This is a genomic window from Aliikangiella coralliicola (assembly GCF_007004725.1).
Classification (GTDB): Bacteria; Pseudomonadota; Gammaproteobacteria; order Enterobacterales; family Kangiellaceae; genus Aliikangiella; species Aliikangiella coralliicola.
The window spans coordinates 117,373-138,638 of the sequence record NZ_ML660166.1 but is presented as its reverse complement, the minus strand read 5'-3'; the positions used below and the strand labels follow the sequence as shown (position 1 = coordinate 138,638).

Here is a 21,266-nt window from a genome sequence, read left to right as displayed (position 1 = left end):
CAAAACAATGGCCAAGGTGCTTGTTCCGATTGCTGATGGTAGTGAAGAAATCGAGCTAGTAACAATCGTTGACGTATTACGACGTGCTGAAGTTGAAGTCAGTGTTGCATCGGTAATGCAAACCAGAACGATAACTGCTTCAAGGGGCGTTTGCATCGTGGCTGATTGTGCTATTGAAGATTGTGTTGGGCAAAATTGGGACTTAATTGCTATTCCCGGTGGCATTCCTGGTGCGGAGCATCTTTCTCAATCAGAATGCCTGACGGAAATATTACACGAGCAATTTGAAAAGCAGCGTTGGATTGCGGCGATTTGCGCGGCACCGGCGGTGGTTTTAGGGCGGCAGCAATTAATTCAATCAAAAAACGCAACTTGTCATCCCGCTTTTCAAGAGGAACTTGGCGGCCAAGTTAAGACTGTCAGCAAGCAGCGTGTCATGATAGATGGAAAACTTATTACCAGTCAGGCACCGGGAACGGCAATGGAGTTCGCTTTGACATTGGTCGAGTGCCTTTTCGGAAAATCTAAAAGAGACGAAATTGCGGCCCCAATGGTGACTTAACCACATTTCTCACATAAAAGTTTTTGATTCTGCCCAACTCTGACAGACGTGCGTTGACTCTTATCCGGCCTTTGATTAGGATCTCTGCCGCGAGAGTGTGGTTTTAATAACCACGACTAGCCTATGGGTTGAGAACGAACTGATTTTAATGTTCAGACATCTGACATCCTGTCCCTGAAATTTAATAAAAGTAGTGCTGCTGTTTCACTGAGAATTATATGAAAAATGAAAATGGGGATGAAAACAATAATCAACAAACAGACTCACAGCGGTTTGTGCCGAGAACAATTTTAACTGTTACCAATCTGGGTATCAGACGATCTGAACGCTGGCTGTTTAGAGACTTGAATTTTGAGTTGAAAAGCGGCGAAGTGATACAGGTTGTTGGTGAAAATGGGGCGGGAAAAACCAGCCTGCTTAGGAGCCTTTGCGGCTTATTGCCTTATGCCAGAGGTGAGGCCAAATGGGCCGAGATTGATGAGTCAGAGTGTTTGCCGCTATTTTTAGGGCATCTTCCTGCTGTTAAACCGGAGTTAACGGTTTTTGAAAATCTTAAATTTCATCCGATTGCCGGTGAGTTTGCAACAGAAAGTCAGATCGAAGCGGCGATCGAGGAAGTTCAATTAGGGTTTTATCTGGATACTCAAGCCAGGTATCTGTCAGCCGGGCAGGTTCGGCGGGTCGGACTTGCTAGATTGCTAATTGCGCAGACCCCATGCTGGATTCTCGACGAACCCTTCACATCACTGGATGTCGATGGTTGTCACTGGTTAGAGGGAAAAATTGATGACTTTGCCAAAAATGGCGGGTGTGTCCTGTTAACCAGCCACCAGTCGATTCATTTACCGACACCACCGAAATTACTTGAGTTGAGTAACGCGGAGCAATTTACATGTTGATGCAGCTTCTCAAACGAGAATTACTTAGACATTGGCGGTGCCGGCAAGACTTAATTAACCCTTTGATTTTCTTCGTTATTACTGTTTCATTATTTCCGCTGGCATTAGAACCACAAGGCCAGTTATTAGCACGTATCGGTAATGGTATTATTTGGGTCGCGGCCTTGTTAGCGGCGATGCTCTCCCTTGAAAGCATGTACCGCGACGATTATCTTGATGGCACCTTGGAGTTGCTGCTGCTGCAATCGGGCTCGCCTTATCAAGTGGTTTTTGCCAAAATTATTTCCCACTGGCTGACAAGCGGACTGCCATTGGTATTAATGTCTCCGCTGCTCGCTGTGATGATGCAAATGGAGTCTGAGAGCGCAATTGCGCTAATCTTGACATTGCTCATTGGTACGCCGGTTTTAAGTCTGATAGGATCGGTAGGGATGGGGCTAACGGTGGGGTTACGCCAGGGCGGCGTTTTATTGAGTTTATTAGTATTACCACTTTATATCCCTATATTAATTTTTGGTGCCGGTGCTGTTTCCAGGGCGTCGATGGGAATGGATTATTCAGGACAACTTGCTTTAATGGGCGCGTTTCTTGTCGGTAGTCTTTCTCTTGTTCCCTTTGCATCCGTTGCCGCAATTAAGGTATCAATACGATGATTGACGCCGAATTTTTAACTCGGGAGTGTTTATGACCTGGCAGTGGTTTCACCGTTTATCTTCACCGAAGTGGTTTTATCAAATAAGTGGTCGTTGGCTACCGTGGATAATGGGGATTTCGTTGTTGCTTTTTAGCGCTGGTTTGTACCAGGGATTGTTTAATTCGCCGATTGATTATCAGCAAGGGCACACCGTTAGAATTATGTATCTTCATGTGCCGACGGCATTCGCGTCAATGATGTTTTATGTCATTTTAGCCGTCGCTGCCGCAGTTGGTTATATCTGGCGAATTAAGTTGGCCCATATGGCCGCGGTGAGCGCTGCGCCGGTGGGAGCTGCGATGACATTTCTCGCGCTATCGACAGGGGCGTTATGGGGCAAACCCATCTGGAATACCTGGTGGGTTTGGGACGCCAGATTGACCTCCGAATTAATTTTATTATTTTTGTACTTAGGTTTTATCGCACTTCATCAAGCATTTGAAGACCGTGAGGTTGGCGATAGAGCCGCAGGCGTACTCGCAATGGTGGGAATAGTTAACATACCCATTATTCATTTTTCGGTAGAATGGTGGAATACGCTACATCAGGGGGCGACTATTTCCAAATTTGAAAAACCTTCAATGGATCCCGCAATGTTAGTCGCTTTGTTACTGATGATATTCGCGGTCTTGTTGTTTTGCACAGCGATAATGATGTATCGAATGCGAAATGAAGTACTCAGCCGCGAACATAACAAGAGTTGGGTAAAAGAGGTTGTTGGCCAATGACAATGCAAGAGTTTTTCCATATGGGCGGTCATGGGTTTTATATCTGGACCAGTTATGCCGTTGGTACCGTTGTTTTTATTGGCTTATTTTTAATGGTGAAGTTTCAACGGGATAAAATCATCAAACAACTGCGACGTCGCTACCGACAACAAAAATCGGTTAACGAACAAAATAGTAAAACCACAGCCAGTTCGAATAAAGCTGGTTGAAGACATCTAACCAAAAGAGGGTTTAAAGTAGAGCAATGAAACCGCTTAGAAAACGACGATTAACTTTTGTTATATCCATTGTTGTTGGTTTGGGGGTAGCTGTCGGGCTTACCCTGTATGCATTGAATCAAAATGTGAATTTGTTTTATTCACCACTAGAGATTGTTTCTGGTGAAGCACCAAAAGGTCCATTAATCAGGCTTGGGGGTTTAGTTGTAACCGGAAGTATTCAGCGAAATCCTGATAATCTAAAAGTTAAATTTCAACTCACTGACAATGCAGAAAATGTCTGGGTTAGTTACGAAGGGATTTTGCCTGATCTGTTTCGTGAAGGGCAGGGTATTGTCACCATGGGCGTGTTGCAACAAGACGGCACTTTTGTTGCTAGTGAAGTGCTAGCAAAGCATGATGAAAACTACATGTCGCCAGAAGTTGCCGAGGCAATAAAGAAAGCCGAAGCAGAAGCAAAGGCACGCGTCAAAAAATAATTCAGTCAGGTAACAAGACTTGGTTTAAGTGCAGGTCTTGTTTAAGTTTTTGTGGGCAAGGAAGAGTGGTTTAACAGAAAACAGGTTTAGTAAAGCCGAATCAAAATGAACGGTGTTTAAGAAACAATATGATCCCAGAAATTGGTAATTTAGCGCTCGCATTTGGACTGGCTCTGGCTTTGGTTCAATTTGTTATGCCTTTAGTCGGCATTGCGACAAATCGATGGCGTATGGTGCTGGTTGCAAAACCTGCGGCGATAGGTCAGTTTATTTTCGTTGCACTTTCTTTTGCGTGTTTAGCCTGGTCTTTTTATATCAATGACTTTTCAGTTGCTTATGTCGCCAGTCATTCTAATAGTTCGCTGCCGGTGGCTTATCGAATTGGGGCCACCTGGGGGGGGCATGAAGGTTCGTTACTCTTGTGGGCTTTTATTCTAAGCAGCTGGACATTTGCTGTGGCGATGTTGAGTAAAGCGCTACCGGCGCTAACCAGGGCGCGTGTTCTTGCCGTTCTTGGTTTTGTCTCGATTGGTTTTATCTGTTTCATTTTATTTACTTCTAATCCGTTTGATCGACTCATTCCTATTTATCCAATCGACGGCAGCGATCTGAACCCATTGTTGCAAGACCCCGGAATGGTTTTTCATCCCCCATTGTTATACATGGGATATGTCGGATTTTCCGTCGCGTTTGCATTCGCGTTGGCTGCATTATTAGAAGGTCGCATCGATACGCTTTGGGCAAGATGGGTTAGACCCTGGACTCAAGCTGCCTGGATGTTTTTAACTTTAGGAATTGCTGCTGGAAGTTGGTGGGCTTATTACGAGCTAGGCTGGGGAGGATGGTGGTTTTGGGACCCAGTTGAAAATGCCTCTTTTATGCCTTGGTTAATTGGCACAGCTTTATTGCACTCGTTAGCTGCGACCGAAAAGCGCGGCGTTTTTAAAGCCTGGACAACATTACTCGCCATTGCCGCATTTAGCTTTAGTTTGCTGGGTACATTCCTGGTGCGTTCAGGTGTTCTCACTTCGGTTCATGCGTTTGCGAATGATCCGGTCAGAGGAACCTACATTTTAATTTTTCTTGGCGTGGTGGTTGGGGCCTCGTTATTTTTATTTGCTGCCAGAGCGTCAAAAGTATCGGTAACCAGTTGGTACAATCTATTATCGCGAGAGTTACTTTTCTTGGTGAATAACTTAATTCTTGTGGTAGCGACAGTGATGATACTCATTGGAACATTGCAGCCCATTATTTCTGAAATGTTAAATCTTGGGAAGATCTCTGTTGGCCCACCTTATTTTAATCTTGTGTTTACCATATTGATGACGCCGTTAATTTTCCTGGTTGGTTTGGGGCCAATAGTCAACTGGCGTCAACACAGTTTTCAGGATCTTGTTGCGAGAACTCGATATGCTGCCATTGCATCTTTGGCCGCAGGACTTGTTTTTGTGATATCTGAATTTGAGCGACAGGCCACCGATCTGGTACAGATATTTGTCGGCGTTTTTCTTATTGCCTGGGTGATTATTCTTAACCTTGGTGATTGGTGGAAACGAGCCAGCAAAAAACGCTCTTCAACTTTAATGAATTTACATAAAATTTCGCCAAGCTTCATCGCGATGTACACAGCACATATTGGAATGGTTATAGTTGTGATTGGTGTTGTTATCTCATCGCATTTTTCGGTCGAAAAAAATATTCGATTGGGGATTGGACAAAATGAAGTGGTCGAAGGATACCAATTTACATTTGAGAAACTAACTGATGTCGTTGGTCCGAATTACGACGCATTACGCGGACATTTTACCGTGACCAAAAATGATGAAGTCGTGGCGCGATTAGAGCCCGAAAAAAGGCGTTATCATGCTTCCGGTCAATGGATGACTGAAGCGGGAATTGATGCAAGTTTAATGCGCGATCTTTATGTGGCGTTAGGTGAAAGACTGCCTGACAGTAATGATTGGGCTGTTCGAATTTATGTGAAACCTTATGTAAGTTGTCTATGGCTCGGCGGAATATTGATGGGCTTAGGTGGCTTAATTGCAATGACTGATAAACGCTATCGTGCCAGAGCAAAACAAACCAGCAAAAGCTCAGACTCTATTGCATTGGAGGCCGTCTGATGTTGGAATCCAATAAAAAGCTGATATACATTTTGCCTTTTGTTTTGTTCATTGCAATGACGGTGCTTCTTTATACCGGATTGGGAAAGGATCCGACAAAACTCGATTCTCAATTGATAGGGCAGCCTATTCCTGCATTTGAAAAAACACTTCTGTTGTCGCCGGATAAAACGATATCTGAAAAGGATGTTCAAGGTCCGGCGTTAGTGAATGTGTTTGCAAGCTGGTGCCCGGCTTGCTATCACGAGCACCCTTACTTGATGCAACTGACCCAGTCGAAAACGGTGAAAATTTACGGGCTGAATTACAAGGACAAAAGAGAGGCAGGTCTGAAATTTATCAATGATCTTGGCAACCCCTATGATTTAATTTTATTCGATGACAACGGTCGCTTAGGCGTTGATCTGGGGGTTTATGGCGCGCCGGAAACTTTCGTTATCAATAGCGATAATAAAATTGTTTATCGGCATGTCGGTATCGTTAATCTCGATGTTTGGCAAACCATTCTAAAACCAAAGATGTTTCCTGAAGCCAATGAACAACAGGAGCAAGGTGCAAAGTGAGCATACTTAATCGTTTTTTAGTTGTAGTCACCTTATTTCTCGCCAGTACTTTTGTCGCTGCCAGTATCCAGGTTTATCATTTTGAAGACCCTGAGAAAGAAAAACGATTTGCCCATTTAACGCAAGAGTTGCGTTGCCCAAAGTGTCAGAATAATAATCTGGCAGACTCAGATGCGTTAATGGCGGAAGCGATCAAAGATATCATATATGAAAAACTTAAAGCTGGCGAAAGTGATGAGGAAATTGTCAATTATTTAAAAGCGCGCTATGGTGATTTTATTACTTACCGGCCGCCAGTAAAGCCTTCGACCTGGATAATCTGGTTCGGTCCTTTTGTTTTTCTGGTAATCGGCGGCTTTGCAATTTTCAGATTTGTCGCTTCTCGCCAAACTAAAGATTCGCCGATTCAAACCATTGAAGTTCCAGAAGACAATAAAGCAATGTTGGAACAGTGGCGCAATGAAGTCGATGCGAGTGAAGTTGAGAATAATGAAACAGAAAGCAATAAAATAGACGTTGCTGATCAAGATAATGTTGATAACGATATTAGCGCCCGGAGTAATGCGAAATGATATTGTTTGCCATTTTATTTGCTGTAGTGGCCGCGCTGATTCTTTTACCCAGTCAACTATCAGCACAAAAAAAATCATTAAGCCAGGTTGAGGACTCGCTCGATATTCGTCTCCAGCAACTCAAGCACGAGTTTCAGTTTAGAACACGGGAATTGGCAAGACGTCTCAAAAGCGGTGATTTGGCGCAAGAAGAGTGGCAACAATTAACCGAAGAGCTTCAACTGGATACCACTAATTCTATCGAGTCAACCCAGCTGGCGAGTGCTTCAAAAAAATCGTCTAAATCAGTATTTGTTGGGGTGGTGATGTTGGCAATTGTTGTCGCCATTTCAGTTGCCAGTTATTATTTTTCCGGCACTTATGAGCGGGCGAAAAAACAACTTGAATTGATTTCGCAACTTGAAAATGATCCACAAACTATTGCGAACCTGACCAAGGTTATTGAAACTGAAAATAATCGCGAGAATCTGGAAAAATTATATCTGGCATTAAGAACTAAAGTTGACTTATCGCCTCAAGATATCAAAGCATGGCGAGCGCTCGCCATGTTTAACTCTCGTGTCGGTCGAACTGAAGAAGCTCACCAGGCCATTAAAAAAGCACTTGCAATTGACCCTGATAATATCGATGTTCAACTAGAGCTGGCGCAACTGTATTCTAGTACTGATAAGAATGAAGATCTCAATAAAGCCAATCAATTATTAAAGGTTATCGTGAGAAACAACCCACAACATGAAGGGGCTAAGTTATTACTTGGATTCAATTCATTCGCGCTGGGTTATTATCAAGCGGCCATCAATTCATGGCAGGCGATACTTGAGCGCCGAGATCCCGAATCTTCTTCCGCCAAAATGCTAAAGAAAAGTATTGATGCAGCTAAACAAAGATTGTTGTCATCTAATGTTGCTTCTGAAGCAAATGAGAAAGTAGCAAAAGATAATAATGAGTCGGAGTTAGCTGAAAATTTTCAGTTAAAAGTCAAAGTCATTGTACCTGATTCTATTCGACAAACTCTGGAGGGGAACGAGTCACTCTTTGTCTTTGCGAAAGCCGTTAACGGACCGCAATTTCCTCTCGCCGTTGTAAAAACTAATTTGCGTGATCTACCCGAACTAGTGACACTTTCCGATGCCAATGCGATGCGTCCTGAGTTTAAGTTGTCGAACTTTTCGCAAGTTCGAATTACTGCCAGAATTTCCAAAAGTGGCAATGCGATTGCCCAACCCGGCGACATCGAAGGGCAAAGTGATATTCTCAGGGCACCGTTCCCGAGCACGAGTATTGCGGTTGAGTTGGGCAAAAACTAAGAAGGTAGAATAGACTACATTGGGACAGTTTTGTCAGGGACAGGTGAGTACCGGATTGTACTCACCTCTCTAGCCTTCTAGTTATTATCTTTTCTTTCGTTGTTTAGTAAGAATATTTAAGCCCGACATAGAAAACTCGCCCTGCGGTTTTATAAGTTCTCGGATCCGTGTTCAGATTAAAGCCGCTCGCAACAAAAGGTGGATCTTCGTCGGTGACATTATCGATACCGAACGTCGCCTCCAGCGAGTCAAACAGATAGCTGAATCTTAGGTCGTGAACTAAATTTGAATCAACCTTACGATGGCCAACGGTTTGAGAAAACCAGACCGTCCAATTTTCCTCAACGGAGGAAATATAGCGAGCGGTGTAATTCAACTGCCAATTTTCTTTTGCGAAATTAACATCCACATTTGAACGAATCTCAGCGAAGTTGCCGTCGCCGTTTTCCCGGTGCCAGCCGGCGTGTTGTTGCACGGTGCCGTCGGCTAGCGTTTTATCATAGGTATCGTAAAAAGTTGTATCCCAGTTTAATCGCATCTTGGCAAAACCAACATCGGTTGTGTAACGTAAATTGAGATCAGTCCCGGAGGATTCCACGCTACCCACATTGGTTGTGCGGTCGTTGATACTACTGATTGTTCCATCTGCTCGTCTCGCGATAGCCGAGCATGCCTGGTTGCCTGACGCGCCGTTAGCACATTGGTTGAGAATTGTTTGTGCACCGACACTCGAAATTGCGTCCTGAACATCGATATTCCAATAGTCAACGGTCATTGAAAGACCGTCTAGAAAATCCGGTTCCCAAACCATTCCAAGGGTAAATATTTCGGCTTCTTCCGGAAGTACATCCGGTGATCCCCCGGTTAGCGTTGTTAACTGAGAGCCGGTTGCTTCATAGCCACTACTGGGTACACCATCAGCAATGCATGCTGCAGTCGGATTTGTCGTGCAAGGATCGGTGACTTCCGGGTAAGTCAAAGTCGTTCCCTGAAAGAGATTAGCGATTGAAGGCGCTCGAAAAGCTGTGGAAACCGTGCCGCGAATTAACAGTGATTCAACAGGATTCCATTTTAAACCTAATTTAAAGTTGGTTGTATCGCCGAAGGTACTGTAGTCTGAATATCGTGTGGCCAGGTCAACTTCAAATGAATCTGTTATCGGGAGCAGGACCTCGGCAAAAAGCTCATCAATTTCGTAACCACCTTCTGTCGTTTGTCGGGTGCTGCCGGTGGTAGCACCAAGCGCTACCAATGCATCTGGATAGTCTGCACCTGATTCCTCACGGTGTTCGAGGCCAAAAGAAGCACCGACGATTCCACCGGGTAACTCGAACAAATCGCCAAACATACTCGCGGAGATTATGGTCTGTTTATTGTTGCCGAGTTCTTGGGCGTTGAAGGTGACAAAGTCCAGCATTTCCCGGGTTACGCCGGAGTCAGAAAAGGGCGTACCGAATATATTGAGTGAAACACAATCTGTAATCGGATTATCTGGTGTGCCGCAGACAATATTACCATTGCCATCTTGAAATGAAGGGCCGACAGCAAGAGCAACTTTGTCTAGATTGAAGTAACCTTCACGGCGGGTGACTGCTTCATTAATTCCATGACTAAAAGAGACTTCGTAGCCCCATTCATTGTCAAATTCGCCATTGAGGCCGGCAAGAAATCGAGTGGTGTTGAGCGTAAAACTTGATAGACGACCACCAGTTTCGCTCATGCGTCGCCGCCAATCCCTGATTTCAAATGGGTTTCCATTCGCGTCTTGCGGACCGAATTGTTGGTTGTACCAATTATTTTGAGAATAGGTTGCACCGTCGTAGTTGAAGAAGATTAGTGGTGCGAGCGGGTCAGGGGCAAGGAGTACATCTGATTTTCTGTGCGAAAAACTGAACTCGGTAAATAGGTTTAACTTATCACTAAATTCATAGTTACCAGCCAAGAACATACCATAACGCTGATTTGGCGTTTGCGCATAGTTTTGCGGTGCGTAGTTGAAAGTGTCCCTGCTCCAGTCCCAGCAAACGTAGCCGACCTCATCAATAAATTGAGTAGGATCGCTTTGCCCTGGTCCATTCGCGGCACCATGCGTGAATGAGCCACATCCACCTGGATTATCCACATTTAAACGCAACCATGGGGGAGCAGACGAGCCTCCGCGCTGGATATCTGTGTGCTCGTCGGGATTCATATCCAGGTCGTATTGCGAGTATTCTCGATCACCTTCCCATATGGTTCCCTGATGTGAAAAGAATGCGTTGGCGACAATATTACCTTTTTCACCTGAGTGGCCGAAGGTAAAATCATAATCACGGGTTTCTCCGTCGCTTTCGCTGGTAATACCTGCTTTTACGTTGGCTTCGAAACCATCGAAGTCAGTTCGTGTGATTATGTTGACTACGCCGGCAATAGCATCAGATCCGTAGACTGCTGAGGCACCATCTTTGAGAACTTCAACGCGTTTTACAATTGCCACGGGAATGGTACTCAGATCGACGGAAGCATTCACACCCAGACCAGAGGCGACGATTCTGCGTCCATTGAGCAGCACTAGCGTCCGTGCGCTGCTTAAGCCTCGCAACGACATACGCACTGCTCCGTCACCGCCGTTATTAACTCGGGTGTTGGTTCCTGCGCCTGCGGCAGACGGGATTTCTTGAATAATGTCACCGATGTTTGCAATGCCTGAAAGCTTCAGATCTTCTTGCGAAATAACCTGGACAGGATTGGCTCCTTCAACATCCGCTCGTTTAATCCGTGATCCTGTCACAACAATATGCCGGTTTTCTTCATCGTCGGTTTCCATGCCATAAACTGGGCTCCCTGTCCCGACTAAGATACTGCCTAGTAAAGCCAGTTTAACCGCTCTGACGCTTCTTTTTTTTAGTTTTAAGTTCAAAACTTTAGTCCCCTTAGTATTTTTGTTAGTGAGTTTTGGATATCAACAGTTCTAGGTTTCTTGTTATCTCTTTGTTTATTAAGAGAAAAACTAGTTCTGCTGGAGTTGTTTCTAATTATCTATATTCTGAGTAGAGCTGTATTCTCAGTGTATTCTCAGATATAGGTGGGTAGTAATTTATCTCAAAAACATAAGAGGTGGCAATATCGTTTTGGAATTAGTCAACGGGTATTTGAGGGATTGTTATTCAGATTATGAGCAGGGTGATTAGCGCGTTCTAACGCTATGGAAAGGCAGGACATGCGATTATAACTCGGTAGGAAACCCAAGTTTTTCCTAAGACATATGAGTGGATATCAAGGTCGTTGCCGTATGATGGTGGATAACGTATCCTCGAAATAATTCTACAAAAAGAAAAAACATTTATGAGCAGTGAACAGCAAGGAAACGATGTGATTGATGGCTATGTCAGTTCTCCGACAATCACACCTGTCACCGAAGAAGAGCGATTCTTATCATTAGATTTTATCCGTGGAATTGCTGTATTTGGAATTTTACTGATGAATGTTCAGGTTTTCGGAAATGTTTTTGCGTCTTACGTTAATCCAACTGTTAATGATGATTTTTCCGGAATTAATCAGGTTGCCTGGTTTTTTACCCATATCTTTATTGAACAAAAGTTTTACACCATATTTTCGATGCTGTTTGGGGCTGGTATTGTGCTGATGGCTGAGAGAGCGACTTTGAGAGGTGTTTCCGCTGGCGCTTATCATTACCGCCGTAGCATTTTGCTTTTAATTTTTGGTTTATGCCATGGTTTTTTTATCTGGTATGGAGACATTCTGACAATCTACGGTTTTTTTGCATTGTTGGTGTTTGGCGGGTGGCAAAGTTCGCCAAGAAGATTAATCGTTGTGGGTATTGTATTGACCTTAATGGTGTCTTTGATGATGTTAGCTGGAAGCTCTGAAATCGATGAAGACTCAGTCAGAGAAATCGAACGAAATTTTTTTCCTTCATTAGAAATGATTGAAAAGGAAGTCGCCGCGTATCGTGGTAGTTGGATCGACAATCAAGTTGAGCGTGTTGAAGGTATGATAACAATGCTTTCATTCTTGGTGTTTGTGGGGATTAGAATTGCTGGTTGTATGCTGATAGGAATGGCTTTGTATAAACTTGGCATTATTAATGGAAAGCGCAGTACAGGCTTCTATCGGCGGCTTAGCGCTATTTGTCTGGTTCCTGGATTGATTGCTATCGCATATGGTGCCAATTTGATTTATCAGAACGAGTTTAAAGATGCGGTAAAAATTCAGATGCTTTATGGACAAATCAATTTTCTTGTTAGCCTTCCTGTTGCCCTGGGTTATATTGGATTATTCCATTTGTTTCATCGTTCAGACTGTTGCGCAATTCTGAAAAAGAAATTTGAAGCCGTTGGTCAAATGGCATTTACTAACTATATTTTACAGTCGGTGGTGTGTACGAGTATTTTTTACGGATTTGGTTTTGGATTGTTTTCAAGCCTTGAGCGGTTTGAAATGCTTGTGGTTGCGGTCGGTGTATTTCTGTTACAGCTATTCTGGTCTGACTGGTGGTTATCGAGATTTCGTTTTGGACCTATTGAGTGGCTTTGGCGTAGTCTGGTCTATTTTAAACTTCAAAGGCTCAGAGTTTGAATGGGAGTTAAACGAGAAAAAATTGTTGTTTATTCCTGACTGAATTGAAAGCAAACAATTGATCAAATAATTAATTTTAAATTTACATAAAAGAGTAAAAATGAAAAACACTTATCGTTTTTTAATGATGATTTTTATTAGCTCCCTTTGTGCTCAAGTGCAATCAAAAGAAGTTGGAGAACTTCCTTTTGCTATTTCTAACAATGCTGTATCGGCAGCTAAAGTAAAAGGGAATTGGCAATTGTTCTCGTTTAATGGATTGAGGCAGCAAAAAAATTGGCAAGCGGTTTCCAATGTCGGAATGGGATTTGAACTGTCATCAAAACAAAACTTTAAAATAGAGCCTATACCGTTTAAGCAAGGGCGGCTTGCGAGTATTGCTGTTACTGTTAAAAATAAAATTTATTTGTTTGGTGGTTATACCGTTGCCGAAAACCATGAAGAAAAGTCAATGTCAGATGTTTATCAATTTGACCCAAAGACGCAACAGTTTTCACTGCTGACGCACATGCCGATTCCGGTTGATGATACTGTTGCCCTGGTTTATCAAGATCGATATATTTACCTGGTTTCCGGTTGGCACGACGTCGGAAATATTGCAGATGTCCAAATTCTGGACACCAATACGAAAAAATGGTTTTTTGGTACGCCGTTTCCTGGTAATCCTGTGTTTGGGCATGCAGCAGGGATCATTGGAAACCAAATGATCGTCGCCGATGGCGTTAAAGTGGATGCAATTGTCGATGGCAGACGTCAGTATAAAATGTCACCGCAATCCTATTCAGGAACAATCGCTCCTGAAAACTTTACTAAAATTCATTGGCGTAAACTTCCGGCGCACCCTGGTAAAGCCAAGTATCGCATGGCTGCGAGCGGGTATCCCCAAAAAGAATTAATACTATTCACTGCTGGTAGTGATAATCCCTATAACTACAATGGAATTGGTTATAATGGAATTCCCAGCCAGCCAAGTCACGATGTATTTGCCTGGAGCGTCAAAAACAATCGATGGCAAACTTTACCACCGCTCAGCACTGCGACTATGGATCATCGCGGTCTGCTGGCTGTCGATGACAAGTTATTTATTGTTGGAGGAATGTTAGAGAATCAAAAAGTATCAAACAAAATTATCCAGTATGAAATTGACTGATATTTTTATCTCAATTTGAAATTGTTTTTGATGATCGATTAAGGCTAGATAAGGTTAAGCAATATATTTTATGTAGTATTTTTTGATTTGGATAAAAAAGTTGTTAAACTAATTATGGTGACACCCGAACTTTTAATAGGGTGTTGTTTTTGAATGAATAGTTTAGGAACTTAGACTCGCCAATTGATTATCAAGGAGGGAATCTCACGATGCCGGAACAAGCCGACTCTACAGGTGCATTGCTTAAGAGAATTAACGATAAGCGTTCTGAAATAGAGCAATACCTTTCACGAACCAGACCAAGAAATCGACGCCTGGTCAATACCGCCATTATCTGCAGTGCAGTTGCCGCAGCTTTAACTGCCGGCCCAGCCTTTGGTGGTAAAACTTTTACTGCATGGTTAACAGGAACATTAGGTTTAACTTCTCCTGTCTGGCAATTAATGTGTATTGGCGCTGCTGTGTGCTCTTTGGGCGCAACGATTACCACCAATATGTCAAAGTCAGATGAAACTGCGTCAAAAATTCTTCGTGCCCAAACCTGTGATGCGAAACTGGAAGGACTTGAAACTTTGATAGAAATGGAGCAAATTGATGCAGCTAAGGCGTCTTCGCTTTATACACAATACTTACCGGAAGTTTCATTTATCTAAAACGAAAAAAACAAAATCTTGGGAGGAATGCGATGTCTGACTCTGGTAATGAAGATCTGAATACTTTACATAACCGGTTGGTGTGGTTTGATTTAGGTGTTAAAGATTTGCAACGAGCTGCGGAATTTTATCGAGCGGTTCTTGCGAAAAATATCACGATCGAGCAGTTTGATAATTTTGAATTTGGAGTTTTTGAACACGATAAGGGAATTGGCGGATGCCTTGTCCCGACGCAAGAGAGCCCTTCAACTGGCAACTTGCTGATTTATTTTAATGTGGACGGACGAATTCAAGCTGCGATCAGTGAAGTGACCAATCATGGTGGAGAAGTCGTAGAAAACATTCACGCAATAGGTCCACATGGTTTCCGCGCGATTATTATCGACAGTGAAGGCAATAAAATCGCGCTCCACTCGAATAGTAATGAGTAGTTGGCCGGCTATTTAATAGGGGGAGTTAGAAATAATAACGGACGCCAACCTGCCATTGCCGCTCAATGAGTTCAACTGGGAGGTGGTGATAATGTCTGGCATATCTGTGGCTTTGTATCCAGTTATTTTCCAGATGTAGCACCCACTCTCGTTGTATGCGATAGGCGTAACTGAAGGTGGCGGCTTTTCCATATTCTTGATTGTTATCGCCGATAATATTATCGTTATCGGTAATTGAAAATTCTTCTAATCTTGTTGTGAATCTATGTGGCGCCATATTATAACTGAGCATCACAAACCCACTTTGATAATCGTTTTTTACCAAGTCCTGTCCTGCAGGTGATTGCATGAGTGTGTGTCCTTTCAGGAATTGGCCGATAAATTGAAGACGTTTGCTAATTTTCATTTTGATACCAATATGGTCGAAAGCTGTGCGCCAGCCCCATTGGCCATTTTTAACGACTTTGGGATCGGCCTGGTTATCGTATTTACCCAAGAACAAGTTTCCTTTGCCAGTCTTTTTGACTTCGCCGGTAACGTGATAACCAATTCTGTCATCTAACTCTAAAAAAGGTTCTGACTCGGCCGCTTGATTCCTGAGTAATGTATTTTCTCGCGCCGGAAAGTCGGGAATAATCAGTGACTCATTCCACAGCGATTGTCGACTTGTCATGACCCAGCCGTGCCAGGCTAACATGGCGCCTGCGGGATCGTTGTGGGTCATTAAGGCGATACCTAACTCAAAGTCATAGGCACTTTGATTGAGCTTACCCAGGCGAACCAGGCGATTTTCAAACCCCAGATACCTGAACTCTTCGCCAATCCAGCCGTTAAGTGTTGAGTAGCTTAAGCTATATGGTGATGACCAGGCTCTGCCAATATTTTCCATTGAAACTCGTGGATACAACATACCAACTCGATATTGATATCGAAGGCCGCTGCCGAAGGGGAGTCCTTTGTATTGCAAATAGGCTTCACTGATACCTATACCGTCGTTGGTTCGATCGGAATAACCATTAGCAACAGCGTGAAAAGAGTAGTTGTTTTCCCAATCGATTTTAAAATCGACACCTAGATGAGAGAGGGACAGTTGGTCGGTTTCATTAAAACGATATTTCCCGTGGCCGCCCTCCAGGTAGGAGTTAATTCCATCGTTAGACACCGCACGAAGATCTAGTATTCCATTTATTTTGTATTCCGTGGCATGGGAAAAACCATGAAATAATAGATAAGGTAAAATTGCGCTCGTTAATAATTTTATTAAAATCGTTTTTATCACTCTACACTTATGAATGATTGGCTGATCAGATTTCGTTTTTTTGTCGTCTGTTAATTTTGAAACGACTTTTAGAAAAACTGATTTCTTATCAATCATGACATTTTTCCTTAATTTTGAGTCCTTCAAAACTTGGTAACCAGCTTGTCAGCTTTTCAGCTGGTAGAGGTCGGCTGACATAGTAGCCTTGAGCATATTGACAATGGCGAGCTTGAAGCCAGGCGAGAGTTTCGAGGTCTTCCACGCCTTCGGCAACCACAGATAAATTCATGTTGTGGGCTAAACTAATCGTTGAGTCAACGATCGTCTGATCATCTTTATCCATCATTAAATTTTGCACGAACGATTTATCGATTTTAAGTTCATCAACAGGAAGTATTTTTAGTTGTTCTAGTGAAGAATAACCTGTGCCGTAATCGTCGATTGAAATTCTAAATCCGGATTTTTGAAGTCGCGCCAGCAACTTGATAGCTAATTTAGGATCAGATAAAACTGCATTTTCTGTAACTTCCAAAGCGATTGCCTCATCCGGTAGTTTTTTCGCGTTCTTTAATGCTAGTAAGAAGGTGATAAGTTCGTCGTTGCGCAAATCTTCGGCCGAAATATTAATAGCAATGGAAAGATTAATGTCGTCTTTTTGCCATTTGGTATATTGATTAGCTGCTTCTTCAATAACCCACTTGGTCAATGCATTCATTTGACCGGTTTGTTCTGCAATAGGAATAAATGTATCTGGTGGAATGAGTCCATTGACCGGGTGCAGCCACCTCACTAATGCTTCAACTGATGTGATTTTCGATGCTCTGAGGTCAAGTTTGGGCTGGTAATAGAGTACTAGCTGATTTTCGGTAAAGGCTGACTTGAGGCTGTTAACCAGGTGTAATCTCTCAATGGTATAAAAATCGAGTAGGCGATCATAAATTTGGTAGTGGTGATTAGATTTGCGCGCATTGTGCAACGCTGTATCAGTTTTCTGTAATAAGTTAATGGCAGTTTCATTGTCCGGGTTATTAAATGCCACGCCAATTTGGACTTGTAAGTGTAGTGCGATATCGTGATAAGTAAATGGCTTATCTAACACACCGAATATTCTTTTTATCTGGTCCTGTATGAAATCATCATTGTTATCCAGCCATACCAGCGCAAACTCATCACTGCCCAGGTGAAAAACATTTTCGTTGTTTAGTTTAGTTAAACGTCTCGAAACTTCTTTGATAACCTGGTCACCAACATTATGTCCTAGTGTGTCATTGACATCCCGTATTCTGCGAACATTCAATAACGCCAGAGCTAGTCTGGGTTCTTTTTCTTGTAACTGTATTTCGAGAAAATACATTAGACGGTTGCGGTTGGGTAAATCCGTTAAAGGATCATGAAAAACTCGATGAGAAATATCTTTTTCCCGAGCCAAAACCGCTTGTTGCATCATCTTAAATTCAGAAGCTAATTGAGCCAACTCTTTTATGTCGTCGATTTCCACAGACTGATCATAATTTCCCTTGGAGATAACTCGAGTTTGTTCAATGAGTTTGTTAACCGGCCTGGTTATCGTTTTAGCGATAAAGAAGGCACCGAGCATTGAAGCCAATATGCTAATGCTGGCGAACAGCATTAAGTTCATCGATTGGTTTTTAACCGTGCCGAGTATATCAGAACGAAAGTCATACATGACCGCGATGACTTGGTAACCATTGTCTTCAATGGTGTGTTTTGTAATAACCATTTCTTCATTGTTACTGTTGGATAGTAACGAGTTTATCAGGCTCTCAGTTTCAGTTTGCTGTTCCGAAGAGGCTACAAGATGCCAGTTGGCAGAGGTATTCTTCTTGGACACTATGGCTGCGTGTAAACCCGTTTGCATTGAGATTTCTTCAACCAGGGATTTATCAATCGCATACCCAAAACCAACCCAACCAACAATCACTTCTCCGCTCTTTAGAGGCGAAAAACTAATCTGATAAAGTGCTTCGTTAAGATGGTAAATGTAGGATTGTCCAGGGAGCTCAAGCCATTCAGGATGGCGAAATTCTTTTCCCTGATCCTCTCCGACAGAAGTTTTCTTTTTACCGTTTCTTTCTATGCTAAGCAACTGGCCGACCACTTGATATTGTTTGGAAACGGCGATAGCGATATCGGCGTCAATACGTTTTTTATGGTTATTAAGCGCGACCAGAAAACTTCGAGTATCTTCATTAAAGACTTGTTTCAAACCGTAGTCTTTGGCTGCTGTTTCAGAGAATGCTTCTAAATAGTAATTGCGACTTTCAAAAAGGTTTTTAAAAACTGTGTCGGCAGTAGTGATTTGGTTAGTTAACTTTAAAACTTCGACTCTTTTATTAGCCTGATAAGCGAATCCAAATGAAACGATCTGAACCAAAAGTAGAACGGTGACAAAGGTAGTAAAAATTTTATTAACTAAAGTTTTCACTGAGAGATCCTTGTTATTTTCAATCGATTAAGATTAAGGGCTGTTGAACAGGCCCTAGTAACCGTCAAGAAAGTCAAAGTCGTCAATTTGTTCCTGATCAGGAATTTCCAGCATTGGTTTATCAAGTTTAATCTTTTTCCTCTGGTTGAGTGGAAAAACTGCCCTGGCGCGCTGCAGATGATTGTCACTATTAAGCTGCGGGTGCCAGATGTTAATCCAGTATTCATTCGATTTCTCAATATTAAATTGCGCTATTCCGGTTGAATTAGTAAAAGTGTAGTAGGGTGTGTCAACGATCAAAAGGTGGCCGCTCATCCAGTCGTGAATGTTACATCCCATAGAAACCGCACCAGTTTTGTCGAATTTAACCAGTTCCGGCATTTGTTCAGCTTTGAGTTTGAACGCAAACTTTTTGCTATTGGAAAGTGAATAAATGTGGTGAGAGATATCATCTTTATTAATGAACTTAACGGTTTGGCCTTTTCTTATCACTTTAATGTATGGCTTAAACTTTTTATTGAGCTGAGCTATCTCAATAATAGATTTTTGAGCTGGGGAAATTTTAGAGTCGGAGCCTGCAGAGGTGATCGGTGTTAAAAAGATGACTAGTCCTTCAATTGGAGAGTCATTTCCGTCGACTATCTGGATCTCACTGGCGGAGATCGCAGTGCTAATTAGATAAAATGATAGGAAAAATACGATTAAATGACTCAGTTTCACCAATTTTAGTTTTTTATTAGAGAATAGTTATCACCAAGTATAGCTCTGATAAGTGAAAATGGTAGTTGCTAATTCGATTATCCTGTCGCCGAATTCAAACTAATTCCACGACAGGATAATCTAAAGATTGTTCACACATGGCGTTTTTATCCAGGCCGTTTATGCGCTCCGGTTAACGGCCTTGACGATTTGATGAACGATGTGAATTTGAGCGACGGGACGATTCTGATCGTCGAGGTTGCGCCGATGAACGGTTGTTAGAGGCTCGATAGTTAGACTTTGAAGCCGATTGAGAACGTGCCTGTGATTGACGTGCAACCGGTTGACTCCGATAAACATTGCGGCTTGGCTGTGAATGTTTAATTGCAGGTTGAGGTGAGCGCTGGGAACTCACCCTGTTCGCTCTTTTATCTCGGTTTGAATTTGAACGATTACTTCTTTGTACATTGCTGCGCTGGCTGTTACTTCTCTGAACGTTGCTCCTTTGCACATTGCTGCGCTGGCTGTTACTTCTCTGAACGTTGCTCCTTTGCACATTGCTGCGCTGTGAATGAGCTCTCTGCCGGTTATTGGAAAGTGTCTCGCGATTAGTGCGGTTCGCTCTGCTATCACTATTTCTTCTGTTAACTGTATCGTTTCGAGACGATTGAACTTGTCGGGTGCGGTTAGTATTAAGTTGTCGTCTGAGCTGTTCTTGTCGTGTCACTCTTGGGCGCGATGAGTTTGTCGCAGTTAGCCTATCACCACGGGATGTGCTCACTGAAGATTGGCGGTTCCTGGTGCCATTATTTCGGGTTGATACAATCGTTTGTTCGTTTCGACGAATGGCCCGGGTTTGGCTGACGCTTGGTCGGTTGCTGTGGTAGCGTTGTCGAACGTGCTCGGTTCGATAGGCAACACCGCGGCGATGGCTCGGATTATGAACCCAGCGTCTCGCGTTGTTGTGACGAATAATATGCCTTCTATGATAGTAACGACGCGAATGATAATGGTGATGATCTAGAACCACCACGTGGTGATTGTGCCAATGGAATGCGCTAAAAAAATAATTGAATGAGATGTGTACTCGTGGATGCCAACGGTATAAACCATGATGCGCATAATGATGATGGTTGTGCCAATGCCAATTCCAGTAGACTGGTGGGTAACGGTGCCAATACCATGAACCATACACAACCCTGGTATCGTAATAAGGAACGTAGACAACCTCTTTTTCGACCGGCTGGATGATAATTTTGTCATCTTCTCTGCTAATTTCCATTTTCTCCATTTTATCGAGATTACCAGCTTCATCTGCTTTCCATCTTAGTGCTTGTATTGCTTCCAGAACTTGTTTTTCATCTTGCAGAAAAGCGTCTCCGAGTTTTTGGGTCCATTCCAGATCGTCACTTAATTTTTCGAGAATTCTAGGGAAGGGAATAAGTGCCTTAACACTAGGATCCCAGTCTTTATTTTCAACTTTTTTGAGCGCATCTCCGGGGTCCATTCCTTTGTTTTTATTGGCCCAGCGATTAGCTTGAATGATTTCCAGAGGATAGGTCGACGCAATTAAAATATGCGTGAGTACGCTATCAGGATAGAGTGCTATTGGTGCTAGCATTTGTGCGAGCTCGCCTTCTTGAAACTCTATTTGCTGCGTATTTTCTTCGGCAAAAATGTGAGTTGAAGAAAAGCTAATTAACAGGCTAATAAAGAAAATAGTCAGTTTTTTCATAGATGCACCATGCGCTCACAGAAAGATTTGTTAGTCATAGTCCCTATTTAGCCTGATGTAAACTGAATTGAGTATGAACAACCACGATATTCCTGTTGTTTTAGCAGTTTTTTACCTAAATCCATGAAATTACCTTAAAATGTTTTTGACGTGTTAGCAGAGATTGCTGAG

Annotated in this window: 19 protein-coding genes; 14 read left to right on the top strand and 5 right to left on the bottom strand. The window is 42.8% G+C overall.

What is annotated here, in order from left to right; translation table 11 throughout:
• The first annotated feature begins 7 nt into the window (after window positions 1-7).
• From FLL46_RS16055 to ccmI, 10 genes are all read left to right on the top strand, one after another.
• Entirely contained in the window at window positions 8-562 is a 555-nt protein-coding gene (locus FLL46_RS16055) for a DJ-1 family glyoxalase III (protein WP_142932355.1), read from the top strand.
• Window positions 563-780: 218 nt separating this feature from the next.
• A complete protein-coding gene (ccmA, locus tag FLL46_RS16050) occupies window positions 781-1,461 on the top strand; it encodes a cytochrome c biogenesis heme-transporting ATPase CcmA (protein WP_142932354.1) in 681 nt (226 codons plus the stop codon).
• Complete coding sequence (gene ccmB / locus FLL46_RS16045; protein ID WP_210418726.1) at window positions 1,455-2,114, top strand: heme exporter protein CcmB; 660 nt, start codon at window positions 1,455-1,457, stop codon at window positions 2,112-2,114. Before ccmA ends, ccmB begins: the two co-directional genes overlap by 7 nt.
• Before the next feature lie 31 nt (window positions 2,115-2,145).
• Window positions 2,146-2,883, top strand: a complete 738-nt coding sequence (locus tag FLL46_RS16040) for a heme ABC transporter permease (RefSeq protein WP_142932353.1) — start codon at window positions 2,146-2,148, stop codon at window positions 2,881-2,883.
• The gene (gene ccmD / locus FLL46_RS16035; RefSeq protein WP_142932352.1) at window positions 2,880-3,092 is read left to right on the top strand and encodes a heme exporter protein CcmD; all 213 of its coding nucleotides are present in this window, start codon (window positions 2,880-2,882) and stop codon (window positions 3,090-3,092) included. Before FLL46_RS16040 ends, ccmD begins: the two co-directional genes overlap by 4 nt.
• Before the next feature lie 35 nt (window positions 3,093-3,127).
• Window positions 3,128-3,580 carry a cytochrome c maturation protein CcmE gene (ccmE, locus tag FLL46_RS16030; protein ID WP_142932351.1) on the top strand — a complete coding sequence of 151 codons (453 nt, stop codon included), beginning with the start codon at window positions 3,128-3,130 and terminating at the stop codon, window positions 3,578-3,580.
• A gap of 128 nt (window positions 3,581-3,708) precedes the next feature.
• A complete protein-coding gene (locus FLL46_RS16025; protein ID WP_142932350.1) occupies window positions 3,709-5,703 on the top strand; it encodes a heme lyase CcmF/NrfE family subunit in 1,995 nt (664 codons plus the stop codon).
• The gene (locus tag FLL46_RS16020) at window positions 5,703-6,266 is read left to right on the top strand and encodes a DsbE family thiol:disulfide interchange protein (protein WP_142932349.1); all 564 of its coding nucleotides are present in this window, start codon (window positions 5,703-5,705) and stop codon (window positions 6,264-6,266) included. Before FLL46_RS16025 ends, FLL46_RS16020 begins: the two co-directional genes overlap by 1 nt.
• Window positions 6,263-6,838 carry a cytochrome c-type biogenesis protein gene (locus FLL46_RS16015; RefSeq protein WP_142932348.1) on the top strand — a complete coding sequence of 192 codons (576 nt, stop codon included), beginning with the start codon at window positions 6,263-6,265 and terminating at the stop codon, window positions 6,836-6,838. Before FLL46_RS16020 ends, FLL46_RS16015 begins: the two co-directional genes overlap by 4 nt.
• Window positions 6,835-8,145: a c-type cytochrome biogenesis protein CcmI gene (gene ccmI, locus FLL46_RS16010; RefSeq protein WP_142932347.1), complete on the top strand. Its 1,311-nt coding sequence runs from the start codon at window positions 6,835-6,837 to the stop codon at window positions 8,143-8,145. The genes FLL46_RS16015 and ccmI overlap by 4 nt, the downstream gene beginning before the upstream one ends.
• Window positions 8,146-8,248: 103 nt before the next feature.
• On the opposite strand, the gene FLL46_RS16005 is transcribed toward ccmI, so the two are convergent.
• The gene (locus FLL46_RS16005; protein WP_142932346.1) at window positions 8,249-11,044 is read right to left on the bottom strand and encodes a TonB-dependent receptor domain-containing protein; all 2,796 of its coding nucleotides are present in this window, start codon (window positions 11,042-11,044) and stop codon (window positions 8,249-8,251) included.
• A gap of 425 nt (window positions 11,045-11,469) precedes the next feature.
• On the opposite strand from FLL46_RS16005, the gene FLL46_RS16000 reads away from it, so the two are divergent.
• From FLL46_RS16000 to FLL46_RS15985, 4 genes are all read left to right on the top strand, one after another.
• On the top strand, window positions 11,470-12,723 hold the full coding sequence (locus FLL46_RS16000; protein ID WP_142932345.1) for a DUF418 domain-containing protein: 1,254 nt from the start codon (window positions 11,470-11,472) through the stop codon (window positions 12,721-12,723).
• 100 nt (window positions 12,724-12,823) lie between these two features.
• Window positions 12,824-13,873 carry a Kelch repeat-containing protein gene (locus FLL46_RS15995; protein ID WP_142932344.1) on the top strand — a complete coding sequence of 350 codons (1,050 nt, stop codon included), beginning with the start codon at window positions 12,824-12,826 and terminating at the stop codon, window positions 13,871-13,873.
• 209 nt (window positions 13,874-14,082) lie between these two features.
• Window positions 14,083-14,526, top strand: coding sequence for a hypothetical protein (locus FLL46_RS15990; RefSeq protein ID WP_142932343.1), 444 nt, complete (start codon window positions 14,083-14,085; stop codon window positions 14,524-14,526).
• Between the two features lie 32 nt (window positions 14,527-14,558).
• A complete protein-coding gene (locus tag FLL46_RS15985) occupies window positions 14,559-14,957 on the top strand; it encodes a VOC family protein (protein WP_142932342.1) in 399 nt (132 codons plus the stop codon).
• 25 nt (window positions 14,958-14,982) lie between these two features.
• On the opposite strand, the gene FLL46_RS15980 is transcribed toward FLL46_RS15985, so the two are convergent.
• From FLL46_RS15980 to FLL46_RS15965, 4 genes are all read right to left on the bottom strand, one after another.
• A complete protein-coding gene (locus FLL46_RS15980) occupies window positions 14,983-16,332 on the bottom strand; it encodes a hypothetical protein (RefSeq protein WP_142932341.1) in 1,350 nt (449 codons plus the stop codon).
• The gene (locus FLL46_RS15975) at window positions 16,325-18,661 is read right to left on the bottom strand and encodes a bifunctional diguanylate cyclase/phosphodiesterase (RefSeq protein WP_142932340.1); all 2,337 of its coding nucleotides are present in this window, start codon (window positions 18,659-18,661) and stop codon (window positions 16,325-16,327) included. The genes FLL46_RS15980 and FLL46_RS15975 overlap by 8 nt, the downstream gene beginning before the upstream one ends.
• A gap of 54 nt (window positions 18,662-18,715) precedes the next feature.
• Window positions 18,716-19,381 (bottom strand): cupredoxin domain-containing protein, encoded by a 666-nt coding sequence (locus FLL46_RS15970; RefSeq protein WP_142932339.1) that lies wholly within the window; start codon window positions 19,379-19,381, stop codon window positions 18,716-18,718.
• Window positions 19,382-19,553: 172 nt separating this feature from the next.
• A complete protein-coding gene (locus FLL46_RS15965) occupies window positions 19,554-21,095 on the bottom strand; it encodes a DUF3300 domain-containing protein (protein ID WP_142932338.1) in 1,542 nt (513 codons plus the stop codon).
• Window positions 21,096-21,266 lie beyond the last annotated feature (171 nt).